The sequence below is a fragment of the Azospirillum sp. ST 5-10 genome, assembly GCF_051225715.1.
In the GTDB taxonomy this organism is placed as follows: Bacteria; Pseudomonadota; Alphaproteobacteria; order Azospirillales; family Azospirillaceae; genus Azospirillum.
This window is the reverse complement of record NZ_JBPJSP010000004.1, coordinates 169,773-193,077: the sequence shown is the minus strand read 5'-3', so window position 1 is coordinate 193,077 and position 23,305 is coordinate 169,773. Positions and strand designations below refer to the sequence as shown.

General features: G+C 72.0%; 21 protein-coding genes. 11 read left to right on the top strand and 10 right to left on the bottom strand.

Features of this window, described 5'->3' with window-relative positions:
- Positions 1 to 62 precede the first annotated feature (62 nt).
- Positions 63 to 497: a DUF29 domain-containing protein gene (locus ACSBPG_RS06890; protein ID WP_435536391.1), complete on the top strand. Its 435-nt coding sequence runs from the start codon at positions 63 to 65 to the stop codon at positions 495 to 497.
- A gap of 22 nt (positions 498 to 519) precedes the next feature.
- Here the strand turns inward: ACSBPG_RS06890 and ACSBPG_RS06885 are convergent, their stop codons facing one another.
- From ACSBPG_RS06885 to ACSBPG_RS06870, 4 genes are read right to left on the bottom strand one after another with little or no spacing between them, the layout of a single operon-like run.
- Complete coding sequence (locus ACSBPG_RS06885) at positions 520 to 2,151, bottom strand: NAD(P)-binding protein (protein ID WP_435536390.1); 1,632 nt, start codon at positions 2,149 to 2,151, stop codon at positions 520 to 522.
- Positions 2,151 to 3,155, bottom strand: coding sequence for a thiamine pyrophosphate-dependent enzyme (locus ACSBPG_RS06880; protein ID WP_435536389.1), 1,005 nt, complete (start codon positions 3,153 to 3,155; stop codon positions 2,151 to 2,153). The genes ACSBPG_RS06885 and ACSBPG_RS06880 overlap by 1 nt, the downstream gene beginning before the upstream one ends.
- Before the next feature lie 15 nt (positions 3,156 to 3,170).
- Entirely contained in the window at positions 3,171 to 4,418 is a 1,248-nt protein-coding gene (locus tag ACSBPG_RS06875) for a hypothetical protein (protein WP_435536388.1), read from the bottom strand.
- Positions 4,419 to 4,431: 13 nt separating this feature from the next.
- Positions 4,432 to 4,989 (bottom strand): 2-oxoacid:acceptor oxidoreductase family protein, encoded by a 558-nt coding sequence (locus ACSBPG_RS06870; protein WP_435536387.1) that lies wholly within the window; start codon positions 4,987 to 4,989, stop codon positions 4,432 to 4,434.
- 209 nt (positions 4,990 to 5,198) lie between these two features.
- On the opposite strand from ACSBPG_RS06870, the gene ACSBPG_RS06865 reads away from it, so the two are divergent.
- Positions 5,199 to 5,528, top strand: coding sequence for a hypothetical protein (locus ACSBPG_RS06865; protein ID WP_435536386.1), 330 nt, complete (start codon positions 5,199 to 5,201; stop codon positions 5,526 to 5,528).
- A 33-nt stretch (positions 5,529 to 5,561) separates the two neighbouring features.
- Here the strand turns inward: ACSBPG_RS06865 and ACSBPG_RS06860 are convergent, their stop codons facing one another.
- The 3 genes from ACSBPG_RS06860 to glgC all read right to left on the bottom strand — a co-directional run bounded on the left by ACSBPG_RS06860 (position 5,562) and on the right by glgC (position 11,470).
- On the bottom strand, positions 5,562 to 5,939 hold the full coding sequence (locus ACSBPG_RS06860; protein WP_435536385.1) for a response regulator: 378 nt from the start codon (positions 5,937 to 5,939) through the stop codon (positions 5,562 to 5,564).
- Entirely contained in the window at positions 5,936 to 10,027 is a 4,092-nt protein-coding gene (locus tag ACSBPG_RS06855) for a PAS domain S-box protein (RefSeq protein ID WP_435536384.1), read from the bottom strand. The genes ACSBPG_RS06860 and ACSBPG_RS06855 overlap by 4 nt, the downstream gene beginning before the upstream one ends.
- Positions 10,028 to 10,216: 189 nt before the next feature.
- A complete protein-coding gene (gene glgC, locus ACSBPG_RS06850; RefSeq protein ID WP_435536383.1) occupies positions 10,217 to 11,470 on the bottom strand; it encodes a glucose-1-phosphate adenylyltransferase in 1,254 nt (417 codons plus the stop codon).
- 192 nt (positions 11,471 to 11,662) lie between these two features.
- Between glgC and ACSBPG_RS06845 the strand changes: the two genes are divergently transcribed.
- On the top strand, positions 11,663 to 12,877 hold the full coding sequence (locus ACSBPG_RS06845; RefSeq protein ID WP_435536382.1) for an ABC transporter substrate-binding protein: 1,215 nt from the start codon (positions 11,663 to 11,665) through the stop codon (positions 12,875 to 12,877).
- Positions 12,878 to 12,895: 18 nt separating this feature from the next.
- Here ACSBPG_RS06845 and ACSBPG_RS06840 read toward each other — a convergent pair whose 3' ends face one another.
- Entirely contained in the window at positions 12,896 to 13,327 is a 432-nt protein-coding gene (locus ACSBPG_RS06840; RefSeq protein ID WP_435536381.1) for an SH3 domain-containing protein, read from the bottom strand.
- A 191-nt stretch (positions 13,328 to 13,518) separates the two neighbouring features.
- Here ACSBPG_RS06840 and tpiA point away from each other — a divergent pair, with 191 nt between their 5' ends.
- From tpiA to ACSBPG_RS06825, 3 genes are all read left to right on the top strand, one after another.
- Positions 13,519 to 14,274, top strand: a complete 756-nt coding sequence (tpiA, locus tag ACSBPG_RS06835) for a triose-phosphate isomerase (RefSeq protein WP_435536380.1) — start codon at positions 13,519 to 13,521, stop codon at positions 14,272 to 14,274.
- A gap of 128 nt (positions 14,275 to 14,402) precedes the next feature.
- Entirely contained in the window at positions 14,403 to 14,738 is a 336-nt protein-coding gene (gene secG / locus ACSBPG_RS06830) for a preprotein translocase subunit SecG (RefSeq protein ID WP_435536379.1), read from the top strand.
- A gap of 148 nt (positions 14,739 to 14,886) precedes the next feature.
- Positions 14,887 to 16,515 carry a CTP synthase gene (locus ACSBPG_RS06825; protein WP_435536378.1) on the top strand — a complete coding sequence of 543 codons (1,629 nt, stop codon included), beginning with the start codon at positions 14,887 to 14,889 and terminating at the stop codon, positions 16,513 to 16,515.
- Positions 16,516 to 16,564: 49 nt separating this feature from the next.
- Here ACSBPG_RS06825 and ACSBPG_RS06820 read toward each other — a convergent pair whose 3' ends face one another.
- Both ACSBPG_RS06820 and ACSBPG_RS06815 read right to left on the bottom strand, forming a co-directional pair.
- On the bottom strand, positions 16,565 to 17,302 hold the full coding sequence (locus ACSBPG_RS06820) for an outer membrane protein (protein ID WP_435536377.1): 738 nt from the start codon (positions 17,300 to 17,302) through the stop codon (positions 16,565 to 16,567).
- Between the two features lie 83 nt (positions 17,303 to 17,385).
- Positions 17,386 to 18,189, bottom strand: a complete 804-nt coding sequence (locus ACSBPG_RS06815) for a helix-turn-helix domain-containing protein (RefSeq protein WP_435536376.1) — start codon at positions 18,187 to 18,189, stop codon at positions 17,386 to 17,388.
- A 64-nt stretch (positions 18,190 to 18,253) separates the two neighbouring features.
- Here ACSBPG_RS06815 and ACSBPG_RS06810 point away from each other — a divergent pair, with 64 nt between their 5' ends.
- From ACSBPG_RS06810 to ACSBPG_RS06790, 5 genes are all read left to right on the top strand, one after another.
- Positions 18,254 to 19,513, top strand: a complete 1,260-nt coding sequence (locus ACSBPG_RS06810) for an MFS transporter (protein WP_435536375.1) — start codon at positions 18,254 to 18,256, stop codon at positions 19,511 to 19,513.
- Positions 19,510 to 20,337: a 3-deoxy-8-phosphooctulonate synthase gene (gene kdsA, locus ACSBPG_RS06805; RefSeq protein ID WP_435536374.1), complete on the top strand. Its 828-nt coding sequence runs from the start codon at positions 19,510 to 19,512 to the stop codon at positions 20,335 to 20,337. Before ACSBPG_RS06810 ends, kdsA begins: the two co-directional genes overlap by 4 nt.
- Positions 20,338 to 20,500: 163 nt before the next feature.
- Positions 20,501 to 21,868: a cytochrome ubiquinol oxidase subunit I gene (locus tag ACSBPG_RS06800; RefSeq protein WP_435536373.1), complete on the top strand. Its 1,368-nt coding sequence runs from the start codon at positions 20,501 to 20,503 to the stop codon at positions 21,866 to 21,868.
- A gap of 12 nt (positions 21,869 to 21,880) precedes the next feature.
- The gene (gene cydB, locus ACSBPG_RS06795) at positions 21,881 to 22,900 is read left to right on the top strand and encodes a cytochrome d ubiquinol oxidase subunit II (protein ID WP_435536372.1); all 1,020 of its coding nucleotides are present in this window, start codon (positions 21,881 to 21,883) and stop codon (positions 22,898 to 22,900) included.
- 108 nt (positions 22,901 to 23,008) lie between these two features.
- Complete coding sequence (locus ACSBPG_RS06790; RefSeq protein WP_435536371.1) at positions 23,009 to 23,302, top strand: hypothetical protein; 294 nt, start codon at positions 23,009 to 23,011, stop codon at positions 23,300 to 23,302.
- Positions 23,303 to 23,305: the final 3 nt, after the last annotated feature.

The window sequence follows — 23,305 nt, the reverse complement described above, 5'->3', positions numbered from 1 at the left end:
TCACCTCCGGTGGCCCGTGCATGTTAAAGTGATCGGCGCGCCGCACAACCGGAGTGATCGAGATGGGCAACACCTCCCACGAAGGCGATTTCTACGCCTGGACCAACGAGCAGGCCGCTCTGCTGCGCGCCGGCAAGCTCGCGGACGCCGACATCGCCAACATCGCCGAGGAGATCGAGAGCATGGGGCGCAGCGAGCAGCAGCAGTTGGAGAACCGGCTGACCGTCCTGTTGCTGCGCCTGCTGAAATGGCAGCATCAGCCGGTGCTGCGCGGGAACTCCTGGCGCCTGACGATCAAGGAGCAGCGTCAGCGCATCGCCCGCCTGCTGCGCAAGAACCCCAGCCTGAAGGCGGTTCTCGACGAAACCGTCGCCGACGCGTACGCCGATGCCCTGATCGGGGCGCAACGGGAAACCGGTTCCGCCGAGGATCGCTTTCCCGCCGCCTGTCCCTGGACGTTCGACCGGATGATGGCAGACGACTTCTTGCCGGAATGACCTTCGCCCCGGCGTTCGTCGTTCAGATCTCCTCGTCGACCATGTCGATGGCGCCGCAGGGGCATTCCGCGGCGCACAGGCCGCAGCCCTTGCAGAAGTCGTAGTCGATGCGGAAGCGCTTGCCCGGCCCCAGCTTGACGACGGCGTTGTCGGGGCACACGCCGAAGCAGTTGTCGCACTCGAAGCAGTTGCCGCAGGACAGGCAACGCCGCGCCTCGAACAGGGCGGTGCCTTCGTCGAGCCCGCCCTTGACCTCCTCGAAAGTGGTGCGGCGGCGCAGGGCGTCGAGGACCGGCTGCACCGTCTGCGGCGCGTCGGTGTAGTACCAGGTGTTGAGGCGCTCGTAGGTCGCCGCGGCGGGCTTGTCCGCCGGCGCGAGGGTGCAGCCGCGCAGATAGGCGTCGATGTGGCGGGCCGCCTTCTTGCCGTGGCCGACCGCCACCGTCACCGTGCGCTCGGCCGGCACCATGTCGCCGCCGCAGAACAGCCCGGGATAGCCGGTCTGCAGGTCGGCGCCGACGGCGATGGTGTGGTCCTGGTTGACGGTGACGCCCGGCACCGCCTCGATCACCGAGGTGTCGACGTCCTGCCCCAGCGCCAGGATCAGGGTGTCGCCGGCGATGGTGTCGAACGCGCCGGTCGGCTTGGGCCAGCCGTCCTCGTCCAGTTCCATCCGCTCCACCACCAGCGCGCCCTCGTCCATGCGCCTGATGGTGGAGAGCCAGCGCATGACGACGCCTTCCTCCAGCGCCTCCTCGACCTCGAAATCGTGGGCCGGCATCATCTCCCGGGTGCGACGGTAGACGATCAGCGCCTCCTCGGCTCCCAGCCGCTTGGCGGTGCGGGCGACGTCGATGGCGGTGTTGCCGCCGCCGTAGACCACCACGCGCCGGCCCAGCCGGGGCGGCTCGCCGCCCGTCTCCATGCTGCGCAGCACGGACGCGGCGTCGAGGATGCGGCCGGCCGCCACCGCCGGGATCTCCACCCGCCGGGCGAGGTGGGCGCCGATGGCGGCGAAGCAGGCGTCGTGGCCGCCGGCCGCCATGGCCGCGGGGATGTCGTCGATCCTGGTGTCCAGCCGCAGCTCCACGCCCATGGCGAGGATGCGCCGCACCTCGGCGTCGAGGATTTCGCGCGGCAGGCGGTACTTGGGGATGCCGAAGCGCAGCATGCCGCCGGCCTTGGGGCCGGCGTCGGCGACGGTCACCGCGTGCCCAAGGCGGGCGAGGTGGTAGGCGGCCGACAGGCCCGACGGGCCGGCGCCGATCACCAGCACCCGCCTGCCCGTGGGGGCGCCGGGTTCGACCCGCCAGCCCTCGCGGATGGCGAGGTCGCCGAGGAAGCGCTCCACCGCGTGGATGCTGACGGGCTGGTCGAGCCTGGCACGGTTGCAGGCGTCCTCGCAGGTGTGGTAGCAGGCGCGCCCCATGATTGCGGGCAGCGGGTTGTCCCGCATCAGCACCTCCCACGCCGTGCGGTAGTCGCCGCTCTCGGCGTGGAACAGCCAGCCCTGGATGTCCTCGCCGGCCGGGCAGCGGCCGTTGCAGGGCGGCAGGTGGTCGGCGTAGACCGGCCGGCGCGTGCGCCACGAGCCGGTGCGGTTGGCGAGCGAGCTGCCGACGTCGAGGGTGATGGCGAAGGGATGGTCGGACATCACGCGGCCTCCTCGGGGCGGAGCAGGTTGAAGCGGCAGATGTTGGCGTCCGCCATGGCCTGCAGGCGGGCGAGCGCCGCCGCGGCGTGGGCGTCGCCGGGTGCGAACAGGTGGGCGAAGCGCTTCTGCGGCTTGAGGTACTCCGCCACGGGCACCCGGCGGCGGATGGCGCGCGACGCGGTGACCTCGCCGTGCTCGGCCTCGAACAGGGGGAACAGGCCGCTCTCCACGGCCAGCCGCGCCAGGCGGATGGTGTCGTGGCTGGCGGCACCCCAGCCGAGCGGGCAGGGCACCAGGATGTGGACGTAGCGGGCGCCGCGGATGCCCATCGCCCTGGTCACCTTGGCCTCCAGGTCGTGCAGGTCGGCGACCGAGGCGGTGGCGACGTAGGGGATGGCGTGGGCCATGGCGATCAGCGGCAGGTTCTTGCCCGTGCCGAAGACGTTGCCCGGCGCCGCGCCGACCGCCGGGGTGGTGGCGGTGCGCGCGGCGGGCGGCGTGGCGCTGGAGCGCTGCACGCCGGTGTTCATGTAGGCCTCGTTGTCGTAGCAGATGTAGAGCACGTCGTCGTTGCGCTCGAACATGCCGGACAGGCAGCCGAAACCGATGTCGGTGGTGCCGCCGTCGCCGCCCTGGGCGACGACGCGGGTCCTGCGGCCCTTCACCCGCATCGCCGCGGCCACCCCCGAGGCCACCGCCGCGGCGTTGCCGAACAGCGAGTGCAGCCAGGCGACCTGCCACGACGTCTCGGGATAGGGGGTGGTGAACACCTCCAGGCAGCCGGTCGCGTTGACGCAGACGAGGTCGCGGCCGGCGGCGCGCATGGCGGCGTCGATGGCGTAGCGCGCGCCCAGCGCCTCGCCGCAGCCCTGGCAGGCGCGGTGGCCGCAGGTCAGTGCGTTGGCGCGGTCCTGGGAGGACTGGACGGTGCGGGTCTCCGGGTCGAGCAGCCGGTTGCCGACGGTCAGCGTGCCGGTCTGGTAGAACTTGACGGTCTGGGCCATGGCATCGCTCCCCCGTTACAGGACGCCGCCGGCGCCCATGCGGCGCAGGACGTTCTCGGCCGTGGGGCCGGAGCGGCGGGTCGCCTGCATGCGGGCGATCTCCGCCTCGACCACGTCGGCCTTGAGGTCGAGGAAATGCACGTCGTAGTGGGGCTCGCGCTCCACCTTGCACAGGAACTCGGCCAGCGAGGCCTGGAAGATCGGCCGGCCGCCCAGGCCGGCGATCAGGGTGTAGACGCGGCTGCCGAAGCCGCGCAGGGCCATGCGGACGTGGCTGGCGAGGATGCCGCCCATGCCCACCGCCAGCGCCTTCTCCAGCACGACGACGCGGCGTGCGTCGAGCAGGGCGTCGCGCACGTCGTCGAGAGGGAAGGGGCGGAACGCGCACAGCGACAGCGCGCCCACGGCGTGGCCGGCGTCGCGCAGGGCGTCCACCGTGTCCTTCACCGTGCCCATCACCGAGCCCATGGCGACGACGACGGTCTCGGCGCCGTCGATCCGGTAGGGCCGCACCAACCCGCCGGATTCGCGCCCGAACAGGGACTTGAACTCCACCGCCAGCTCCGGGATGCGCTCCAGGGCCCGCATCTGCGTGTGATGGGCGAGATAGCGCACCTCCATGAAGGCGTCGGGGCCGACCATGGCGCCCATCGACACGGGCTCGGCGGGATCGAGCACCTGCACCGGCTCGAAGGGCGGCAGGAAGGCGTCCACCTGCTCCTGGGAGGGCAGGTCGATGCGCTCGACCGCGTGGGTGAGGATGAAGCCGTCGACGTTGACCATCACCGGGCAGGACAGCTCCTCGGCCAGGCGGAAGGCCTGGACGTGCAGGTCGACCGCCTCCTGGTTGGTCTCGGCGAACAGCATGATCCAGCCGGCGTCGCGCACCGACATGGCGTCGGAATGGTCGTTCCAGATGTTGATGGGGGCGCCGATGGCGCGGTTGCCCAAGGTCATGACGATGGGCAGGCCGAGGCCGGCGGCGTTGTAGACCGCCTCCATCATGAACAGCAGGCCCTGGCTGGCGGTGGCGGTGTAGGCCCGCGCCCCGGCCGCCGAGGCGCCGATGGCGACCGACAGCGCCGCGAACTCCGACTCGACGTTGATGAACTCGCAGCCCCGGAGCCGGCCGCCGCGCACCAGCGCGCCGAGCCCCTCGACGATGTGGGTCTGCGGCGTGATGGGATAGGCGCAGATGACCTCGGGGCGGCAGAGGGCGATGGCTTCCGCCATCGCGTGGCTGCCTTCGATCTGCTTCAGCATGGGCGCATCCCCTTCAGGAGAGGCAGTGGTCGTAGGCGGCCATGGCCGCCTTGGCGTTGGCCTCCCCGACGGCGCCGGGGAAGGTCTCGCGGATCGCCGCCAGCACGGAGTCGATGCCGACCTGGCCGGTGACCGCGGCGAAGCCGCCGAGCAGGGCGGCGTTGGGGACCGGGCGGCCGACGTGGAGGCGGGCCATCTCGGTGGCCGGCACGCAGCGGGCGTGGCCCGGCGGGAGGCGGGCCACGCGGTCGGCGAGGTGCAGGGCCTCAAAGCCCTGGGCCGAGTTGACCAGCAGGCAACCGGCGTCGGTTAGCCCCTGGAAGACGTCCACCGCCTGGAACAGGGTGGGATCGAGGACGATCAGCGCGTCGGGCGCCTGGACCGGCTCGCGCGTGCGGATCTCCCGGTCGGCGATGCGGCAGAAGGCGACGACGGGGGCCCCCGTCCGTTCCGACCCGAAGCTGGGGAAGGCCTGGGCGTGCCGGCCTTCCTTGAAGGCCGCGACCGCGAGCATCTCGGCCGCCGTGACGGCCCCCTGTCCGCCGCGCCCATGAATGCGTACCTGGAACATGCTGTCCTCCCAGGTGCCCTCTTTTTGGTCGGCGGATTGTAGGGAGGGGGATGATGTGGCGACATTGATCCAGCGCAAAACCGCTTCCGAGGGGGGCACGGCACCAACCGCTGTGCCGGCTGTTCTCCAGGAAAGCCCGGCCCGTCCGGGTCCCGGATCCACCGTTGACGGAGCGGCCTCCCCCGGGGGCGCTCCCGGAGAGCGAAAGGATGAGCTGGTCGACCGAAGGAGCCTCCCTGGCCGACGTGCTGGAGCCCGTGCTCGGCGTCGCCGAAGAGGAGGAAGGCGAGTTGGTGCAGGCGGTGAACGACGTGGCCGAGGCGCTGGCGGCGCTCGGCGTCCTGATCGTCGACCGTGCCGGCCAGCCGGTGCACGGGGTGACCGACGAACGCGCGGTGATCGGCGCCCTCGCCGCCTATGCCAAAGGGTTGGCGCGTGGCGGCCGGCTCGACGACGCGGTGGCGGTGGGCGAGCTCATCGACCGGATCGAGCAGTTGCGCTACCGGCCGCGGCGGCCGCGGCGGCCGGTGGTGCGCTGACGCCGCCTCGCCCGCCCGGCGCCCGAAGAACCGTCAGGAGCGCCGCCGCACGGCGTCGGCCAGGGCGTCGTACAGGCTGGGGGGGCTGAAGGGCTTCTGCAGGGCGGGGGCGTCGGCGAACCGCACGTCGATGTCCGCGGCGCCGTAGCCGGTGGTGAAGACGAAGGGCACCCCCCGTTCCGCCAGCCGCTCGGCGACGGGATAGATGGGCTCGCCGCCGACGTTGACGTCGAGGATGGCGGCGTCCAGCGCGGCGCCGGTGGCGAGTTCGAGGGCCTGGGCGACGCTGGCGGCCGGACCCACGACCTCGCAGCCGAGATCGCCCAGCATGTCCTCCAGCATCATCGCGACCATCGCCTCGTCCTCCACGAGCAGGAGGCGCAGTCCGGACAGTTGTTCCTCGGCGGTCATGGCAACATCACCTTGTTGGAGATCGGCAGCCGCATGCGGCACGACAGGCCGCTGGGGGCGAAATCGAGCTGGACGACGGCGTTCAGTTCCCGGGCGACACCCTGTTCGATCAGACGGGAACCGAACCCCCGCCGCGGCGGGGGCGCGACCGGCGGACCGCCGCTCTCCGTCCAGCATACGTCAACGGTGGCGCCCCCGGTATCCCTGTGGATCGACCAGGTGACGTCGATCCGTCCCTGGGCGTGCGACAGGGCGCCGTACTTTATGGCGTTGGTCGTCAGTTCGTGGAAGGCCATGCTGAGGGTCACCGCCGCGTTCGGGCCGAGGCGCAGGTCCGGCCCACCGATGGTGGCCCGGTGCCTCTCCCTGGCGATGTAGGGAGCCAGGGTGCGCTGGACAACGTGGCCGAGCGAGGCGCCGTGCCACGCCTCGCGGGTGAGCAGGTCGTGCGTCTGGCTCAGCGCCAGCAGGCGGCCGGTGAACGTCTCGATGAAGACCTGCGGCGATGGGGCGCTGCGCAATGTCTGCTGCGCCACCGATTGCACCGTGGCGAGGGTGTTCTTGACCCGGTGGTTGAGCTCGGCCAGCAGCAGCTTCTGGCGCTCCTCGGCCAGCTTGCGCTCGCTGATGTCGATCGAGGCGCCGACCGCGCCCACCACCCGCCCGGCGTCGTCGCGCAGCGGCATGGCGTTGGCCAGGACGACCATGCTGGCGCCGTCGGCGAAACGGACCTCCAGCTCCTGTCCGCGCACTTCGGTCCCGGCGAGGGCCTGCTGGACGGGCAGCGATCCCGGCGGCACGGGGACACCGTCGCGGCAGATCGTCACGTCGGTCGGCTGCCCGTCCGCCGCGCCGGGTGGCGGACCGAACAGACGGATGGCGTGGTGGTTGCCCTGGATGCGCCGCCCCTCGGGGTCGCGGGTGAACCAGACGGCGGCGGGCACCGTGGCCAGCACCGTCTCCAGCTCGCCCTGGCGGGCGCGCAGCGCCTCCTCGGCACGGCGGCGGTCGGTGACGTCGAGAAGGGTGCCGACGGCCCGCACCGCACGGCCGTCCCCGTCGCGGTGGACGCGGCCGCGGACGTGCACCCATCGCTCCTCGCCGTCGTCCGCCCGCCGGATTCGGAACTCGTCCTCATGACCGCCGCGTTGGCCGGGGCCGAAGGCGGCGCGGTAGTTCCCGACCACGCGGTCCCGATCCTCGGGGTGGATCAGCCGTTCGAACAGCTCGTAGTCCGCCGCCATCTCGGGAGGCAGGCCGAGGATGCGCTTGAACTCGGCCGACCAGCGGCGCCGACCGGTCGGCGGATCGACGTCCCAGGTGCCGAGTCCCGTGGCGTCGAGGGCGAGGCGCAGGCGCTCCTCGCTCTCCCGCAGGGCCGCCTCGGCGCGCTTGCGGTCGGTCACGTCGACCGTGACGGCGAGCAGCCGGTCGACCCGGCCGTCGCGGTCGCGCAGCGGTGCCACGGCGTTCTCGCCGCAGACGACCCGGCCGTCCGGCCGGAGGAAGCGCGTCTCGGCCGTGAACGGCACGCCCGTCTCGACGGCGCGGGCGATGAGGGACAGCGTCCGCCCGAGATCGTCGGGATGGACGACGTCGTGCACGCGGACGCCGGCCAACCGGTTCTCGGCGCGGCCGACCAGACGGCAGAAGAACTCGTTGGCGGCGGTGAAGCGGCCCTCGGTGTCGATCTGGCTGAGGCCGGCGGTGGCCTGCTCGACCACGGCGGCGAAGCGGGCGTCGCTGGCGCGGACCGCTTCGGCCGCGATGCGCCGCTGGCGGGCCAGCTCGAGGTTGACGCGGACGCGGGCGACCAGCTCGCGTGCCGCGAACGGCTTGGTCAGGTAGTCGTCGGCGCCGGCGCTCAGGCCTTCGACCCGCGCCTCCTCGCCGGCGCGGGCGGACAGCAGGATCACCGGCACGTCGCGGGTGGTCGGCTCGGCGCGCAGGGCCCGCAGCAGCGCGAACCCGTCGAGGCCCGGCATCATCACGTCCGTCACCACCAGGTCCGGCCGCTCCCTCCGCGCCGCCGCGAGCGCCGCCGTGCCGTCGGCCACCGCCTCCACCGCATAGTGGCTCTGCAGCAGGCGGCGCAGGTAGTTCCGCATGTCGGCGTTGTCATCGGCCAGCAGCACCCGGCCGCCCTCGCCGGGCACGCCGCCGGCATCCGCCGGCGGCTCCGGCCTGGGCGGCCCGTCGGCCGGTGCCGCCGCGGGATCGGGCAGCCAGTGCACCGCCTCCTCGACGAAGGCGTCGGCGTTCAGCCCGAAGCGGGCGGCGGGAGAGCTCTCCTGTCCGACGCGGGGACGGTGCGGCAGATGGCCGGTGCCGAAGGGCAGGGTGACCGTGAAGGTGCTGCCCCGGTCCGGCGCGCTGTCGACGGTGATGGCACCGCCATGCAGCGTCACCAGTTCCTGCACCAGGGCGAGACCGATGCCGGTGCCCTCGACGCTGCGGCCGCGTGCGCCTTCGATGCGGTGGAAGCGTTCGAACAGCCGCGGCAGCTCGGCCGGCGGTATGCCGATCCCGGTGTCGCGCACGCTGATCTCGGCCGCCGCGCCGCGGGCCCGCACCGTCACCGCGATGCCGCCCCGCAGGGTGAACTTGAAGGCGTTGGACAGCAGGTTCAGGAGGATCTTCTCCCACATGTCGCCGTCGACGTACACCGGCTGCGGCAGCGGCGGGGCGTCGACCGTCAGCGTCAGCCCGGCGTGCTGGCAGGCCGAGCGGAAGTTGCCGGCGAGATCGGCGGTCAGGGCGGCGAGATCGACCGGCTCGAACGCCGCCTCGGTCCGCCCCGCCTCGATGCGGGCGAAGTCGAGCAGGGCGTTGACCAGCCGGAGCAGCCGCAGGCCGTTGCGGTGCGCCACCGCCAGATGCTCCTGGGCGGCCGCCGCCGGCGTGTCGCCGGGCAGCGCCAAGGCCTCCTCGAGCGGCCCCAGCAGGAGGGTGAGCGGCGTGCGGAACTCGTGGCTCACGTTGGAGAAGAAGGCGGTCTTGGCACGATCGATCTCGGCCAGTGCCTCGGCGCGGCGGCGCTCCTCCGCGTAGGCCCGGGCGGTCGCGACGGCGGCCGCGATCTGACCGGCCACCAGGCCGGCGAAGCCGCGGATCTCCTCGTCCAGCGGGCGCATCGGGTTGAGCCCGAGCACCACCGCTCCCGCCGGCCGGTCATGGCCGGACGCCGACAACGGCAGGACGATGGCGCGCTCCGGGGGACGCTCCCAGGCACCCGTGGGAAGATCGTGGAAGCGGGTGGACAGACCCTCGATGACGCGTGCCTCGCCGGTGGCGAGGACGTCGGAGAAGGACCAGGGCGAATCCGAAGCGGCCGGGACCGTCGCCGGGCAGGCGGGATGCTCGGCGGGAAACCCGGCGAGGCCGCTCAGACGCAGCATCCCGTCGCCGTCGGCGAGATAGAGGGCGGCGAAGGGCAGGTCGAAGCGGTCGCGGGCGAGCGCGGCGGCCGCGGCGGTGCAGGCGTCGCGCTCCGAGCGGCACTCGGCGGTGTCCGCCGCCAGCTCGCGCAGCAGGGCGAGGCGGCGCTGGCCGACGACCTTCTGCGTCTCCTCCGTGCAGGCGCAGAAGACGCCGCCGACCGCCCCGGAATCGTCCGGCAGGGGGCTGTAGGAGAAGGTGAAGTAGGTCTCTTCGGGAGCGCCGTAGCGCTCCATCATCAGCAGCAGATCGCGGTCGAGGGTGGCTTCGCCCTTGTTGAGGACGCTGGCCGCGCGCGGGCCGACCACCGGCCAGATCTCGGCCCAGATCTCCGGGGCGGGGCGGCCGAGCGCGGCGGGATGGCGGGCGCCCAGCACCGGAATGTACGCGTCGTTGTAGAGGTTGATGAGGTCCGGCCCCCACCAGGCGAACATCGGGTAGCGGGACATCAGGATGATGCGTACGGCCGTGCGAAGGCTGAGCGGCCAGCGGTCGGGTGGGCCGAGCGGCGTCGCCGACCAGTCCGTCGCGGCCATCCGCCGGCCCATGAGTCCGCCCCCGGCGAACAGGTCGTTCGCTCCGTTGGCAGCGGAGTTCCCTCCACCGAAGGCTGCGGCGGCCATGGCTTCGACCGGTCGGCTGGTGGTCACATGTCCTCTCGCGGCGGACGGGACGACGCCCACCCGTCGGCGACGGGACGGCCAGATCCCCGGGCTTATGGGGGCAGGCTACGGACTGACGATCTCCGGTGGAAGCGCACTAATCGTCATACCGCCCTTCCGGCGGGAAGAGCGCGCTCTACGGCCAATCGCCTATCCCTTCGGAGCGGGCGGTCGGCGTCACACGTTCATCACCGTCAGGCTGACCGGCGAGCGGGGGCCGGCGATGACGACGATGCCCGTTTCGGAGACGTGATAGCGCCTGCGGTCCTCGGCCTCGTCGTAGCCGATGGTGGTGTCGGGGGGGATGTGCACGTTCTTCTCGATGATGGCGCGGCGGATCCGGCAATTGCGGCCGATCTCGACGTTGTCGAAGATCACGCAGTCCTCGACCGTGGCGAAGGAGTGCACCCGCACATAGCGCCCGAGCACCGAGCGCCGCACGCAGCCGCCGGAGATGATGGTGCCGCCGGACAGGATCGAGTCGACGGCCAGGCCGCGCCGTCCCTCGTCGTCGAAGGCGAACTTGGCGGGCGGGTCGGAGTAGCCGGCGGTGCGCAGCGGCCAGGCGCGGTTGTAGATGTCGATGGGCGGGTCGATGGCCCGCATGTCCATGTTGGCCTCGTAGTACGCGTCGAGCGTGCCGACGTCGCGCCAGTACGCGGGCTGGCTCGGCACCTGGCCGGGGATGCGGTTGGTCGCGAAGTCGTAGGCGTACATGTCCGAGGCGCCCACCAGCCGGGGCAGGATGTCCTTGCCGAAGTCGTGGCTGCTGTCCTGCCGGTCGGCATCCTCGTAAACCATCTTCAGCAGGCAGTCGCGCGAGAAGATGTAATTGCCCATCGAAGCCAGAACCTGATCGGGGCGGCCGGGAATGGTCGGGGCGTCGGCCCGCTTCTCGATGAAGCCGGTGATGCGCCCGTCGGCCTCCACCTGCAGGACGCCGAAGTCCTTGGCGAACTTCTTGTCGACCGGCAGGGCGGAGATCGTCACCTGGGCTCGCCGATCGAGGTGGAATTCGATCATCGAACGCACATTCATGCGGTAGACGTGGTCGGCCCCGAACAGCAGCACGAGGTCCGGTTCCGACTGCTCGATCAGGTTGGCGTTCTGGTACACCGCGTCGGCGGTGCCGCGGTACCATTCCTCGCCGGCCGTCCGCATCTGCGCCGGCACGGGAACGATGAACTGGTTGTTCAGCATGCCGCCGAACTGCCAGCCGTCGCGCAGATGCTGGATCAGCGACTGGCTCTTGAACTGGGTCATGACGTAGATCGAGTAGACGCCGGAGTTGACCAGGTTCGACAGGACGAAGTCGACGATCCGGTACTTTCCGCCGAACGGAACGGCCGGCTTGGCCCGTTCCGCCGTCAGGGGGTGGAGGCGGGTTCCCTTGCCGCCGGCCAGCACCAGTGCCAGGATCTTGATCTGCATCGCGCTTTCCTCCCCCATAGGGCGCCGGTCCGGCGGGTTCGCCGTCGCGCGGACGTGCGGTGCCGCGGCCCCGGGCAGTGTCGGCGATGGCGGACGGTCAGTCTACCATGCCAGGTGACCTATGGTCATCGGGAGGGGGTGGCCGATCCGGCGGGCCGGGGCGCGGCACGAACCGTTTGGGGAGTCCGGGAGATGCTGAAGACCGTCGTGACCGCCGCCGTGACCGCCGCCGCCGTGGTGGCGCTCGGCACCGCGGCGGCGCGGGCGGAGATGAGCGACAGGGCCATCCGCGTCGGGGTGCTGGGCGACGGCACCGGGCCGCTGGCCGGACTTGCCGCGGACGGCTCGGCCGTGGCGGCGCGCCTGGCGGCGGCCGAGCTCGGCGGGCGGATCGCCGGCCGGCCGATCGAGATCCTGGTGGCCGACCATCGCAACCGGGCGGAGGTCGCCGCCGCCACCGCCCGCGACTGGATCGACCGCAAGGGGGTGGACGCCATCGCCGACGTGCCGAACTCCGCCGCGGCGCTGGCGGTGCAGGAGGTCGCCAGGGCGAAGGGCCGGGTCGTGCTGGCGTCGGCGCCGGCGACCGGGCGGCTGACCGGCGACTTCTGTTCGCCGACCGGGTTCCACTGGACCTACGACGCCCGCGCGCTGGCGGTCGGCACCGCCACGGCGCTGACCCGGGAGGGCGGGCGGACGTGGTTCTTCGTCACCGCCGACTACGCCTTCGGCCATGCGCTCGAGGATGCCGCGGCTCACGCCGTGGCGGCGGCCGGGGGACGGGTGCTGGGCAGCGTGCGGCATCCGTTGGATGGGGCCGACCTCACGCCGTTCCTGAAGCAGGCGCAGGCGTCGGGGGCCGACGTGATCGCCCTGGCCAGCGCCGGTGGCGACGCGGTGCGCGCCGTCCGGCAGGCCGCCGGGCTCGGCATCGCCCGGAGCGGCCGACGCCTGGCCGCCCTCCTGCTGTTCCTGCCCGACGTCGAGGCCCTCGGTCTGGAGACCGCGCAGGGGCTGTGGCTGACCACCGCGTTCTATTGGGACCGCGACGCCTCCGCCCGCGCCTGGTCGGCGGCCTTCGCGGCGAAGGCGGGACGTCCGCCCACCATGGTGGAGGCCGGCGTCTACTCCGCGGTGCGGCATTATCTCAAGGCCGTGGCGGCGACCGGGACCGACGACGGTCCGACGGTGGCGGCGGCCATGAGGGCGGCACCCGTCGAGGACCCGTTCACCCCGCACGGCCGCATCGCCGCCAACGGCCGCATGTTCCACGACCTGTCGCTGGTCCGGGTCAAGGCGCCGGCCGAATCGGCGGGCCCGTGGGACGACTACGCCGTCGTCGCCACCGTCCCCGCCGATGAGGCGTTCGTCGCGCCCGCCCGCAGCGGCTGCCCGCTGGCGCGGTGAGCCGGCGGCGGCCGGCGCTCAGGACGCCGGCAGGGGCTCCGCCTCGATCTTGCGGCGCGGCGCCGCCTTCACCGCCGGGCCGGCGTTGTCGGCGGGCTTGGGCATGATGACCGGGCCGGCGGCGCGCGGCTCGCCGCGCAGGCGCAGCAGGTGGAGGCGCACGTACCCCGTGCCGCCGCCGGTCGCGACGGCGATCCAGTCGGTGCCGCGGGCGCGGCCCTTCACCGTCACCGGCTGTCCCGGCCCGAGGCGGGCCACCACCGCCGATCCGGTGGTCGGCTGGGCGTACAGCGCCAGCGCCCGGTCCGCCGCCCATTCCCCGGCCACCGGATCGAGCCCCGGCGCGGCGCGGGCCGGCGGTTCGGGTGGCGGCAGGGAGGCGACCCGCTCCTTCGACTGGCAGGCGGCCAGCAGCAGCGCGAGACCCAGAAGCATCGGACGATGGCGCATGGCTCCGCAATCCTGTGGAAACGACCGGCGCGACCCTAGCACGGAGGGTGTGGCCTCGGCAGTGCGGAATCCGTGGGACCGCCGCCGGCCCCGGGTAGGGGGATTCAACCCGGTCGGGCAGTGGAAAACGCCGCGGCCACCTGATAGACAGCGTCGATGCCAACGACAAGAGCCCCGGAGGACACCACGCCATGGCCGAACGTCGCACGCTGATTGCCGGGAACTGGAAGATGAACGGGCTGAAGGCCGACGGGCTGGCGCTCGCCTCCGACCTCGCCGGGCGGCTGAAGGGGGCTGGGAGAGTCGCCTTCGACATGCTGGTGTGCCCGCCGTTCCCGCTGCTGTTCCCGGTCGGCGAGGCGATCGCCGACAGCCCGCTGGCGCTCGGCGGCCAGGACTGCGCGCCCCAGCAGAAGGGCGCCCACACCGGCGACGTCGCGGCGGCGATGCTGGTCGACGCCGGCTGCCGCTACGTCATCGTCGGCCATTCCGAACGGCGCCAGGACCACGGCGAAGGCGACGCCATGATCGCCGCCAAGGCCGCCGCCGCCCATTCCCGGGGGCTGGTCGCCATCGTCTGCGTCGGCGAGACGGAGGCCGAGCGCGACGCCGGAGCGGCCAGGGAGGTGGTCGGCCGCCAGGTCGCCGGGTCCCTGCCGGAGGGCGCCACCGCGGCCAACACGGTGGTCGCCTACGAGCCGGTGTGGGCGATCGGCACGGGCAAGACGGCGACGCCGCAGGACGTCGCCGACATGCACGGCTTCATCCGCGAGACGCTGCGCGCCCGCCTGCCCGACGCCGACGGGGTGCGCATCCTGTACGGCGGTTCGGTGAAGCCGGCCAACGCGGCGGAACTGCTGGCGGTGGCCGACGTCGACGGGGCGCTGGTCGGCGGCGCCTCGCTGCAGGCGGACGATTTCTGGGCGATCGCCGCGAGTTGCCGCTAGCGTCCTCGGACGGACCGCGTTAAAACGGCGTGGCACGCGCGCCCCGGGCCCCCACACGGCCCGCGGCGCGCTCTCGGTTTGGGCACAGGGGTCGGTCCTCGCGGCCAGGTCTGGAAGGAAGCGGGTTCATGGAGTCGGTGGTTCTGGTCATTCATCTGCTGATCGCCGTGGCGCTGGTCGGCGTCATCCTGATCCAGCGGTCGGAAGGCGGCGGGCTCGGTATCGGCGGCGGCACCATGGGCGGCATGATGACGGCGCGCGGCACCGCCAACCTGCTGACCCGCACGACGGCGATCCTCGCCGCCTGCTTCATGGCGACCAGCGTCGTGCTGGCGATCCTGGGCGGCGCGCACCGCGCGCCGACCTCGATCATCGACAACCTGCCGGCCGCCCCGGCCGAGCAGCCGGCGGCTCCCGCCGCCCCTGCCACTCCCGCCGTTCCGGCGCCGCCGGTCGCCCAGTGATGGGCCCGGCGCCGCGAGTCGGCGTCATCCCGTCCGCCCCGGCGGACGACGGCACGAGAGGCGGCGCCCCCGAAGCCGCCTCTTTCGTTTGGGGAACCTGGATTCCCGGTTCGGGGACGGATTCCGGCGCGAAGGTCTTGGGACGATCATGACGCGGTACATCTTCATCACGGGCGGTGTCGTTTCCTCGCTGGGCAAGGGCCTGGCGTCGGCGGCGCTGGGGGCGCTCCTGCAGGCGCGCGGCTACAAGGTCCGCCTGCGCAAGCTGGACCCCTACCTCAACGTCGATCCCGGCACCATGAGCCCCTACCAGCACGGCGAGGTGTTCGTCACCGACGACGGGGCCGAGACCGACCTCGACCTCGGCCACTACGAGCGCTTCACCGGCGTGGCGGCGCGGCGCGGCGACAACGTCACGACGGGGCGCATCTACAAGACGGTCATCGAGAAGGAGCGCCGCGGCGACTATCTCGGCGGCACCGTCCAGGTGATCCCCCACGTCACCGACCAGATCAAGGAGTTCATCCGCGCCGACGTCGGCGACGAGGACTTCATCCTCTGCGAGATCGGCGGCACCGTCGGCGACATCGAGTCGCTGCCCTTCCTGGAGGCCATCCGCCAGTTCGGCAACGAGGTCGGGCCGGAGCGCGCGCTGTTCGTCCATCTGACCCTGCTGCCCTACATCCCCACCGCCGGCGAGCTGAAGACGAAGCCGACCCAGCATTCGGTGAAGGAGCTGCTGTCGGTCGGCATCCAGGCCAACATCCTGCTGTGCCGCGCCGACCGGCCGATTCCCGACGGCGAGCGCCGCAAGATCGCGCTGTTCTGCAACATCCGCCCGGAGCGGGTGATCGCCGCCCTCGACGTCGACACCATCTACCAGGTGCCGATCAGCTACCACGAGGAGGGCTTCGACACCCAGGTGCTGGAGTATTTCGGCCTGCCGACCGCCGGCGAGCCGGACCTCAGCCGCTGGACCGACATCGTCGAGCGGGTGCGCCGCCCCAACGGCGAGGTCACCATCGCCGTGGTCGGCAAGTACACGAGCCTGCTCGACAGCTACAAGTCGCTGGGCGAGGCGCTGACCCACGGCGGCATCGCCAACAACGTCAAGGTCCGGCTGGACTGGATCGACTCGGAGATCTTCGAGACCGACGGCGCCGTCCAGCGGCTGGAAGGGGTGCACGGCATCCTGGTGCCCGGCGGCTTCGGCTCGCGCGGCACCGAGGGGAAGATCCGCGCCGCCCAGTTCGCGCGCGAGCGCAAGGTGCCCTATTTCGGCATCTGCTTCGGCATGCAGATGGCGGTGATCGAGGCGGCCCGCAACCTCGCCGGCATCGTCGACGCCGGCTCCACCGAGCTGGGCCGGCCCGGCAACCCGGTGGTCGGCCTGATGACCGAGTGGATGCGCGGCAACGCCCTGGAGAAGCGCGCCGAGGCCGGCGACCTCGGCGGCACCATGCGGCTCGGCGCCTATCCGGCGACGCTGCTGCCGGACTCCAAGGTGGCCGACATCTACGGCGCCAGGGAGATCTCCGAACGGCACCGCCACCGCTACGAGGTCAACGTCTACTACAAGGACCGGCTGGAGAAGGTCGGGATGCTGTTCTCCGGCCTGTCGCCCGACGGCGAGCTGCCGGAGATCGTCGAGATCCCCGACCACCCCTGGTTCATCGGCGTGCAGTTCCATCCCGAGCTGAAGTCCAAGCCGTTCGACCCGCACCCGCTGTTCACCTCCTTCATCAAGGCGGCGATCGCCCAAAGCCGGCTGGTGTGAGCCGGGGCCCCGGGGGCGGCGGCGCCCCCGGGCCGGCATGGGAGCCCCGTCAGAACTGGTAGCGCAGCGCCACCCGCACCTCGCTGGCCCGGAGGTGGCCTTCGAGGCCGTTGCTGGCGTAGCCGAAGGCCGGCGTCGTCTCGTCCTGGTAGGTGCTGGTGCCGCGGTCCGTCTCCAGCCGGCCGAGATCGACGTAGCGGTAGCCGACGTCGAGGACGATGCCCTCCGCCAGGGTGGCGCTGGCGCCGGCGCCCAGCGACCAGACGAAGGCCGTCGCTCCGCCGCCGGGGTCGTCCTGGGTGCCGGGCGGGACGAAAGGATCGTCCGACCAGGACTGGTGGATCGAGGACGTCCGGTTGCGGGCGACGCCGATGCCCGCCGTCAGGTAGGGGCGCACGCCGAACGCCTCCACCGGCAGGTCCACGTAGCCGTTCAGCATCAGCGCCAGGGAACGGACGTCGGCGTCGTAGTCGACGCCGGCCGAATCCCGGTCGTCCAGGCCGTAGCCGCCGCGGTAGGACAGGATGACGTCCGCGCGCAGCAGGTCCGACACGCGGTAGCCGACGCCGAGTCCGACGAACGGGCTGTCGCCGAGCTCGTCCAGGCTGCCCGGCACGCAGATTTGGCAGGTCGCGGCGGTGTAGCCGTCGCGGTCGTCCAGGCCGGCGTTCGACGCCCAGGACCAGCCGGTTTCGGCGGTGACGTAAATCTGCGCGGCGGCCGGAACGGCGCCGAGCGTCGCGGTGCCGGCCAGCAGGCCGGCGGCGATGGCTGTGCTGACCCTCATCGCATTCCCCGTCGGTTGTACCCCTTGAGAGCATTCAGCGCAGGTCATCGTCGAAGAGCAAGGGGAACCTTGCCGCGCGCCGCTCACCGCCCCTCCGCGCCGACCGAGCGCTCAAGGAAGGCGCGCGGCGTCGTCCCCATGACCTGACGGAACGCGTGGCCGAAGGCGGCGACGCTGGAGAAGCCGAGGCGGACCGCGAGCTGCTTGATGGGCACCCGCCGGCTGCCCAGCGTCTCGACGGCGGACAGGATGCGGGCGCGCTGGCGCCACTGCCGGAAGGCCAGGTCGGTCTCGGCGGCGAACAGCCGCGTGATGGTGCGCGACGAGGCGCCGGCGGCGCGGGCCAGGGAGTCGAGGTCCTGCGCGCCCCCCGGGTCGGCGAGCACCAGCTCGGCGACGCGCCGCGCCCGCGGATCGCTGGGCAGCGGTATGAAGGTCGCCGCGTCCTCCGCCTCGGCCAGCTCGAAGAGCGTAAGGCGCGCGAGCAGGTCGTGCCGCTGGCCGGCGTGCCGGCCTTCGCCGCCGCCGAACAGCGCCAGGACCAGCTCGCGCAGCAGCGGCCCGACGGCGACGACGAACTCCCGGCCGAGCCGCGGGGCCTCGGGATGGGCCGCCAGCCACTCCCGCTCCACGTAGAGCGAACGCATGTCGATGTCGGCCAGCATGTCGACCGCGTGCGCCAGGTCCGGCGGCAACCAGACGGCCCGCTGCGGCGGCACCAGCCAACGTCCTTTCGGCGTGGTCACCTGCATGACGCCGCGGGGCGCGAACAGGAGCTGCGCCTCCTCCTCGTGGCTGTGCGGGTCCAGGCGCGTGCCGCGCGGGTAGAAGCGGGCCATCGCCCGCACCCGCGGCGGTGGAGCGGCTGGCGTGTCGGCGATGATCATTGGCCTCTCGTCGGATTCTCGCCAGCCTATCCTGCGCGCAGCCCGTCAGGAAAGGAGGATGCGCATGGACCGCCCGGGGAACCGTCCGGCGACGGTGATCGGCTTCGTGAACGCCGCCCACTTCATCGACCACTACGCGATGCTGGTCTTCGCGGCCGCGGTCGTCGTCATGGCGCCGGCGTTCGGCATGGCGTACGCCGACCTGCTGCCCTACGCGACGCCGGGCTTCGTCGCCTTCGGGGCCGGCTCGCTGCCGGCCGGCTGGCTCGGCGACCGCTGGAGCCGGCGGCACATGATGGCCGTCTTCTTCCTCGGCATCGGCGCGGCCATGATCGCGGTCGGGCTGGTGCGGACGCCGCTGCAGCTCGGCGCGGCCCTGCTGGCGGTCGGCCTGTTCGCCGCCATCTACCACCCCGTCGGCACCGCCATGCTCGTGTCCTACGCCGACCGGCTGGGGCGCGAGGTCGGGGTGAACGGCGTCTGGGGCAACGTCGGCGTCGCCTCGTCCGCCCTCGTCACCGGCCTCGTCTGCCAGTCCATCGGCTGGCGCTGGGCCTTCATCCTGCCCGGCCTCGTCGCCCTCGCCGCCGGCTTCGCCTTCCTGCGGACGGTCCGTCACGAGGTCCGCGCCGGACGCCCGGCGGCACGCCCCGCCGTGCGGGTGTCGAAGCGGGCGATGGGGCGTGTCCTGGCGGCGCTGGTGCTCGCCGTGGTCGCCAGCTCGACGACGTTCAACGCCGTCACCGTGGCGCTGCCGAAGCTGTTCGCCGAGCGCCTGACCGACCTCGCGGCGAGCCCGGCGCAACTCGGGGCGATCGCCGCTGGCGTCTATCTGTTCGGCGCGGTGGCCCAGTTGACGATCGGCCGGCTGATCGACCGCCATTCGCTGAAGGCCGTCTTCCTGCCGCTGTCGCTGCTGCTGGCGCCGCTGCTCGTGCTCGGTGCCGGCCTGTCCGGCCTGCCTCTCGTCCTCGTCATGATCGGCGTCGTCGTCGGCATGTTCGGGCAGGTGACGGTCAACGACGCCATGGTCGGCCGCTACACGAGCGAGGAATGGCGCGCGCGCGCCTTCGCCGCGCGCTACTTCCTCGGCTACACCGCCGCGGGCGCGTCGGTCGGCCTGGTGGCCTGGCTGCACGAGCAGGGCGGCTTCGCCCTGATGATGCAGGTCTTCGGCGGTCTGTGCGTCCTCATCATCCTCGGCGCGGCCGCCTTCCCGTCGGAGGGCCGCGGCGCGGCGGGCCCTGTAACGGTTGACCGCGGGCCACCATTTCTGAGATGCAAGGCCGCCCGGCCCGCCGGCCCTTCCAGGAGCGCCCCATGACCACCGTCCGCACCGTCCGCATCGGCTCCCTGTCCGTCGCCAACGACCGGCCCTTCGTGCTGATCGCCGGCCCCTGCCAGATGGAGAGCCGCGAGCACGCGCTGGAGATGGCCGGGACGCTGGCCGAGATCTGCGGCAGGCTCGGCATCGGCCTGATCTACAAGTCGTCCTTCGACAAGGCCAACCGCACCTCGATCAACGCCGCCCGCGGGCTGGGCCTCGAAGGGGCGCTGCCGATCTTCGCCGAGATCAAGGAGCGGTTCGGCTGCCCGGTGCTCACCGACGTGCACGAGACGCAGCAGTGCGCCCCCGTCGCCGAGGTGGTGGACGTCCTGCAGATCCCGGCCTTCCTGTGCCGGCAGACCGACCTTCTGGTGGCGGCGGCGCGGACCGGGCGGGCGGTCAACGTCAAGAAGGGCCAGTTCCTGGCCCCCTGGGACATGAGGAACGTCGCCGCCAAGCTGGCGGCGGCCGGCAACGAGAACGTGCTGCTGTGCGAGCGCGGCGTCAGCTTCGGCTACAACACCCTGGTGTCCGACCTCCGCGCCCTGCCGATCATGGCCGAGACCGGCTTCCCCGTGGTGTTCGACGCCACCCATTCCGTCCAGCAGCCGGGCGGGCAGGGCACCTCGTCGGGCGGCCAGCGGGAGTTCGTCCCCGTGCTCGCCCGTGCCGCCGTCGCCGTCGGCGTCGCCGCGCTCTTCGTCGAGACCCACCAGGACCCCGACCGGGCGCCCAGCGACGGCCCCAACATGGTCCCGCTCGCCGAGATGCCGGCGCTGCTGGCCCGCCTGCAGGCGTTCGACCGGCTGGCCAAGGGGTAGCCGGCCCGAGCCGCGCCGGCGGGCCGGCCTGCGCCGTCCTGCCTAGGACCAGCGGCTTACACCCTCTCCCATATTGGATCGCGGCGGCGACCGGCCCATTTGCCCTCCAGCCCCCGGGAATCCTCCGGCGGGTCCTGCCCCCACGCGCGCCAGGGAGAGAGGCATGGACCTCGACGTGCTGTTCCTGAGCCGTCTCCAGTTCGCCTTCACCATCGGTTTCCACATCCTGTTCCCGACGCTCACCATCGGCCTCGGCCTGTTCCTGGTGGTTCTCGAAGGGGACTGGCTGCGGCGCGGCGACCCCGGGGCCTACCGTCTGCTGCGATTCTGGAACGCGGTGTTCGCCCTGGCGTTCGGCGTCGGCGTGGTGTCGGGGCTGGTGCTGAGCTATCAGCTCGGCACCAACTGGGGCCGCTTCTCCGCCTTCACCGGCAACCTCCTGGGACCGATCATCAGCTACGAGGTGCTGACCGCCTTCTTCCTGGAGGCCGGGTTCCTCGGCATCATGCTGTTCGGCTGGCAGCGGGTCGGCGCCCGTGTCCATTATTTCGCCACCTGCATGGTGGCGCTCGGCACCATCATCTCCGCCTTCTGGATCCTCTCCGGCAACTCCTGGATGCAGACGCCGGCCGGCTTCGACATCGTCGACGGCCGGGTCGTCGCGACCGACTGGTGGGCGGCGGTGTTCAACCCCTCCTTTCCCTACCGCTTCGCGCACATGGTGACGGCGTCGCTGCTGGCGACCGCCTTCCTGGTGGCCGGCGTGTCGGCCTGGTACCTGATCGAAGGCCTGCACGAGGCGTTCGCCCGCCGCGCCTTCTCGCTGGCGCTGTGGATGGCGCTGGTCGCCGCCCCGGCGCAGCTCGTGATCGGCGACCTGCACGGCCTGAACACGCTGGAGCACCAGCCGATGAAGATCGCCGCCATGGAGGCGATCTGGGAAACCGGTCCCGGCGTTCCCTTCCTTCTGTTCGCTTGGCCCGACGAGGCCGCGGCGCGCAACGCCTTCGAGATCGGCATCCCACGCGTCGGCAGCCTGATCCTCACCCATTCGCTGGACGGCGTCCTCCACGGCCTGAAGGACGTGCCGCCCGAGGACCGGCCGCCCGTGACGGTCGTCTTCTGGTCGTTCCGGCTGATGGTGGGGATCGGCCTGCTGTTCATCGCCATGGCGTTGGCCGGCCTCTATCTGCGCTGGACAGGGCGGCTCTACGACAGCCGCTGGTTCCAGCGCCTGGCGATCGCGACCTCGCCCCTGGGCTTCGTCGCGGTGTTGGCGGGCTGGGTGACCACCGAGGTGGGGCGCCAGCCCTGGGTGGTCTACGGGCTGCAGCGGACCGCCGAGGGCGTGTCGGAGCTGCCCGTCGCCTCGGTGGCCTGGACGTTCGCGCTCTTCATCCTCGCCTACACCGTCCTGTTCGTCGCCTTCCTGGTGTTCTTCCTGCGCATGGTGCGCAGCGGGCCCGACTACGGCACGAACCCGCCGCACTTCCAGGAGAAGGTGCGGGCCATCGTCAACAGCGCCGGCTGAGGAGGCGTCGCCATGTCCGTCGACCTGTCCCTGGTGTGGAGCGCCATCATCGCGCTCGGCGTCTTCATGTACGTGCTGCTGGACGGTTTCGACCTGGGGGTCGGCATCCTCTTCCCCTTCACCCGGGACAAGGCGGAGCGCGACACCATGATGAACAGCGTGGCCCCGGTGTGGGATGGCAACGAGACCTGGCTGATCCTCGGCGGGGCCTCCCTTCTCGGCGCCTTCCCGCTGGCCTACGCGACGATCCTGCCGGCCTTCTACCTGCCGGTGATGGTCATGCTGTTCGGCCTGATCTTCCGCGGGGTCGCCTTCGAATTCCGCTTCAAGACCCGCCTGCAACGCCCGTGGTGGGACGCCTCCTTCTTCTTCGGCTCACTGGTCGCGACGTCCGCCCAGGGGATGCTGCTCGGCGCCTACATCGACGGGATCGCGCTCGAGCCGCTGGCCGGCGGCGGCTGGCGCTACGTCGGCGGGCCGTTCGACTGGCTGAGCCCGTTCAGCGTGATGACGGCCGTCGGGCTGGTGTGCGGCTACGCCCTGCTGGGAGCGACCTGGCTGGTGATGCGCACCGCCGGAGCGCTGCAGGACCGCGCCTTCGCCGCCGCCCGCGTCCTGACGGTGCTGGTGGCCGTGTTCGTCGTCGTGGTCAGCGTGTGGACGCCGCTGACCCATCCGCAGATCGCCGAGCGCTGGTTCGCCATGCCCAACCTCCTCTACCTGGCACCGGTCCCGGTGGTGACCGCGCTGACGGTCGCCGGCCTGTTCGCCGCGCTCGCGCGGCGGCGGGAGACGGCGCCCTTCGTCCTGGTGATGGTGCTGTTCCTGCTGTCCTTCCTCGGCCTTGCGATCAGCCTCTGGCCCTACATCGTGCCGCGGGTGCTGACCATCTGGGATGCCGCCTCGCCCGCCGATTCGCAGCTGTTCCTGCTCGTCGGCGTGGTCGTGCTGCTGCCGATCATCCTCGCCTACACCGTATTCTCCTACCGCGTGTTCCGCGGCAAGGTGGCTGACGCCGAAGGCTATCACTGAGCGCCGGGCGCCGCCCGGAAGGGCATGATTGTTTCACCCGCTTACAACCGCGCAATCCTGGCGAAACAAACCGCTGCGCACACTCCTCGGGACGGGAGGGCGACCCAGATGCGGATTGATCTGCGGCCGGCGGCCGACGACATTCTCCAGGAGGCGTTCGTGTGCGTCGTCGGCTCCGACGTGGTGACGCGCGCGTCGAAGCGGACCATGCTGGCGGCACTCGCCGCGCTGAAGGCGGCTCGCGGCTGCCCGCCGGCGGCCTGCGCCGGCTGCGCGCTGCGCCGCGACTGCGAGGCGCGCGTCGTCGACATCATCGGCGCCGCCGAGGCGCCGTTCGACCACATCGGCGCCGGCGCGGCGCCGTTCGGCGACGATCGCCACGGCGACCGCGAACTGTGCTAGAGT

What these genes read in the sequence shown, in the direction of transcription:
- ACSBPG_RS06865 (WP_435536386.1), top strand. Translation starts at nt 5,199, where the DNA reads ATGAGCTGGTCGACCGAAGGAGCCTCCCTGGCCGACGTGCTGGAGCCC.
- cydB (WP_435536372.1), top strand. Translation starts at nt 21,881, where the DNA reads ATGTCCGTCGACCTGTCCCTGGTGTGGAGCGCCATCATCGCGCTCGGC.
- ACSBPG_RS06790 (WP_435536371.1), top strand. Translation starts at nt 23,009, where the DNA reads ATGCGGATTGATCTGCGGCCGGCGGCCGACGACATTCTCCAGGAGGCG.
- ACSBPG_RS06820 (WP_435536377.1), bottom strand. Translation starts at nt 17,302, where the DNA reads ATGAGGGTCAGCACAGCCATCGCCGCCGGCCTGCTGGCCGGCACCGCG.
- kdsA (WP_435536374.1), top strand. Translation starts at nt 19,510, where the DNA reads ATGACCACCGTCCGCACCGTCCGCATCGGCTCCCTGTCCGTCGCCAAC.
- secG (WP_435536379.1), top strand. Translation starts at nt 14,403, where the DNA reads ATGGAGTCGGTGGTTCTGGTCATTCATCTGCTGATCGCCGTGGCGCTG.
- ACSBPG_RS06880 (WP_435536389.1), bottom strand. Translation starts at nt 3,155, where the DNA reads ATGGCCCAGACCGTCAAGTTCTACCAGACCGGCACGCTGACCGTCGGC.
- tpiA (WP_435536380.1), top strand. Translation starts at nt 13,519, where the DNA reads ATGGCCGAACGTCGCACGCTGATTGCCGGGAACTGGAAGATGAACGGG.
- ACSBPG_RS06870 (WP_435536387.1), bottom strand. Translation starts at nt 4,989, where the DNA reads ATGTTCCAGGTACGCATTCATGGGCGCGGCGGACAGGGGGCCGTCACG.
- ACSBPG_RS06840 (WP_435536381.1), bottom strand. Translation starts at nt 13,327, where the DNA reads ATGCGCCATCGTCCGATGCTTCTGGGTCTCGCGCTGCTGCTGGCCGCC.
- glgC (WP_435536383.1), bottom strand. Translation starts at nt 11,470, where the DNA reads ATGCAGATCAAGATCCTGGCACTGGTGCTGGCCGGCGGCAAGGGAACC.
- ACSBPG_RS06860 (WP_435536385.1), bottom strand. Translation starts at nt 5,939, where the DNA reads ATGACCGCCGAGGAACAACTGTCCGGACTGCGCCTCCTGCTCGTGGAG.
- ACSBPG_RS06800 (WP_435536373.1), top strand. Translation starts at nt 20,501, where the DNA reads ATGGACCTCGACGTGCTGTTCCTGAGCCGTCTCCAGTTCGCCTTCACC.
- ACSBPG_RS06810 (WP_435536375.1), top strand. Translation starts at nt 18,254, where the DNA reads ATGGACCGCCCGGGGAACCGTCCGGCGACGGTGATCGGCTTCGTGAAC.
- ACSBPG_RS06815 (WP_435536376.1), bottom strand. Translation starts at nt 18,189, where the DNA reads ATGATCATCGCCGACACGCCAGCCGCTCCACCGCCGCGGGTGCGGGCG.
- ACSBPG_RS06875 (WP_435536388.1), bottom strand. Translation starts at nt 4,418, where the DNA reads ATGCTGAAGCAGATCGAAGGCAGCCACGCGATGGCGGAAGCCATCGCC.
- ACSBPG_RS06825 (WP_435536378.1), top strand. Translation starts at nt 14,887, where the DNA reads ATGACGCGGTACATCTTCATCACGGGCGGTGTCGTTTCCTCGCTGGGC.
- ACSBPG_RS06890 (WP_435536391.1), top strand. Translation starts at nt 63, where the DNA reads ATGGGCAACACCTCCCACGAAGGCGATTTCTACGCCTGGACCAACGAG.
- ACSBPG_RS06885 (WP_435536390.1), bottom strand. Translation starts at nt 2,151, where the DNA reads ATGTCCGACCATCCCTTCGCCATCACCCTCGACGTCGGCAGCTCGCTC.
- ACSBPG_RS06845 (WP_435536382.1), top strand. Translation starts at nt 11,663, where the DNA reads ATGCTGAAGACCGTCGTGACCGCCGCCGTGACCGCCGCCGCCGTGGTG.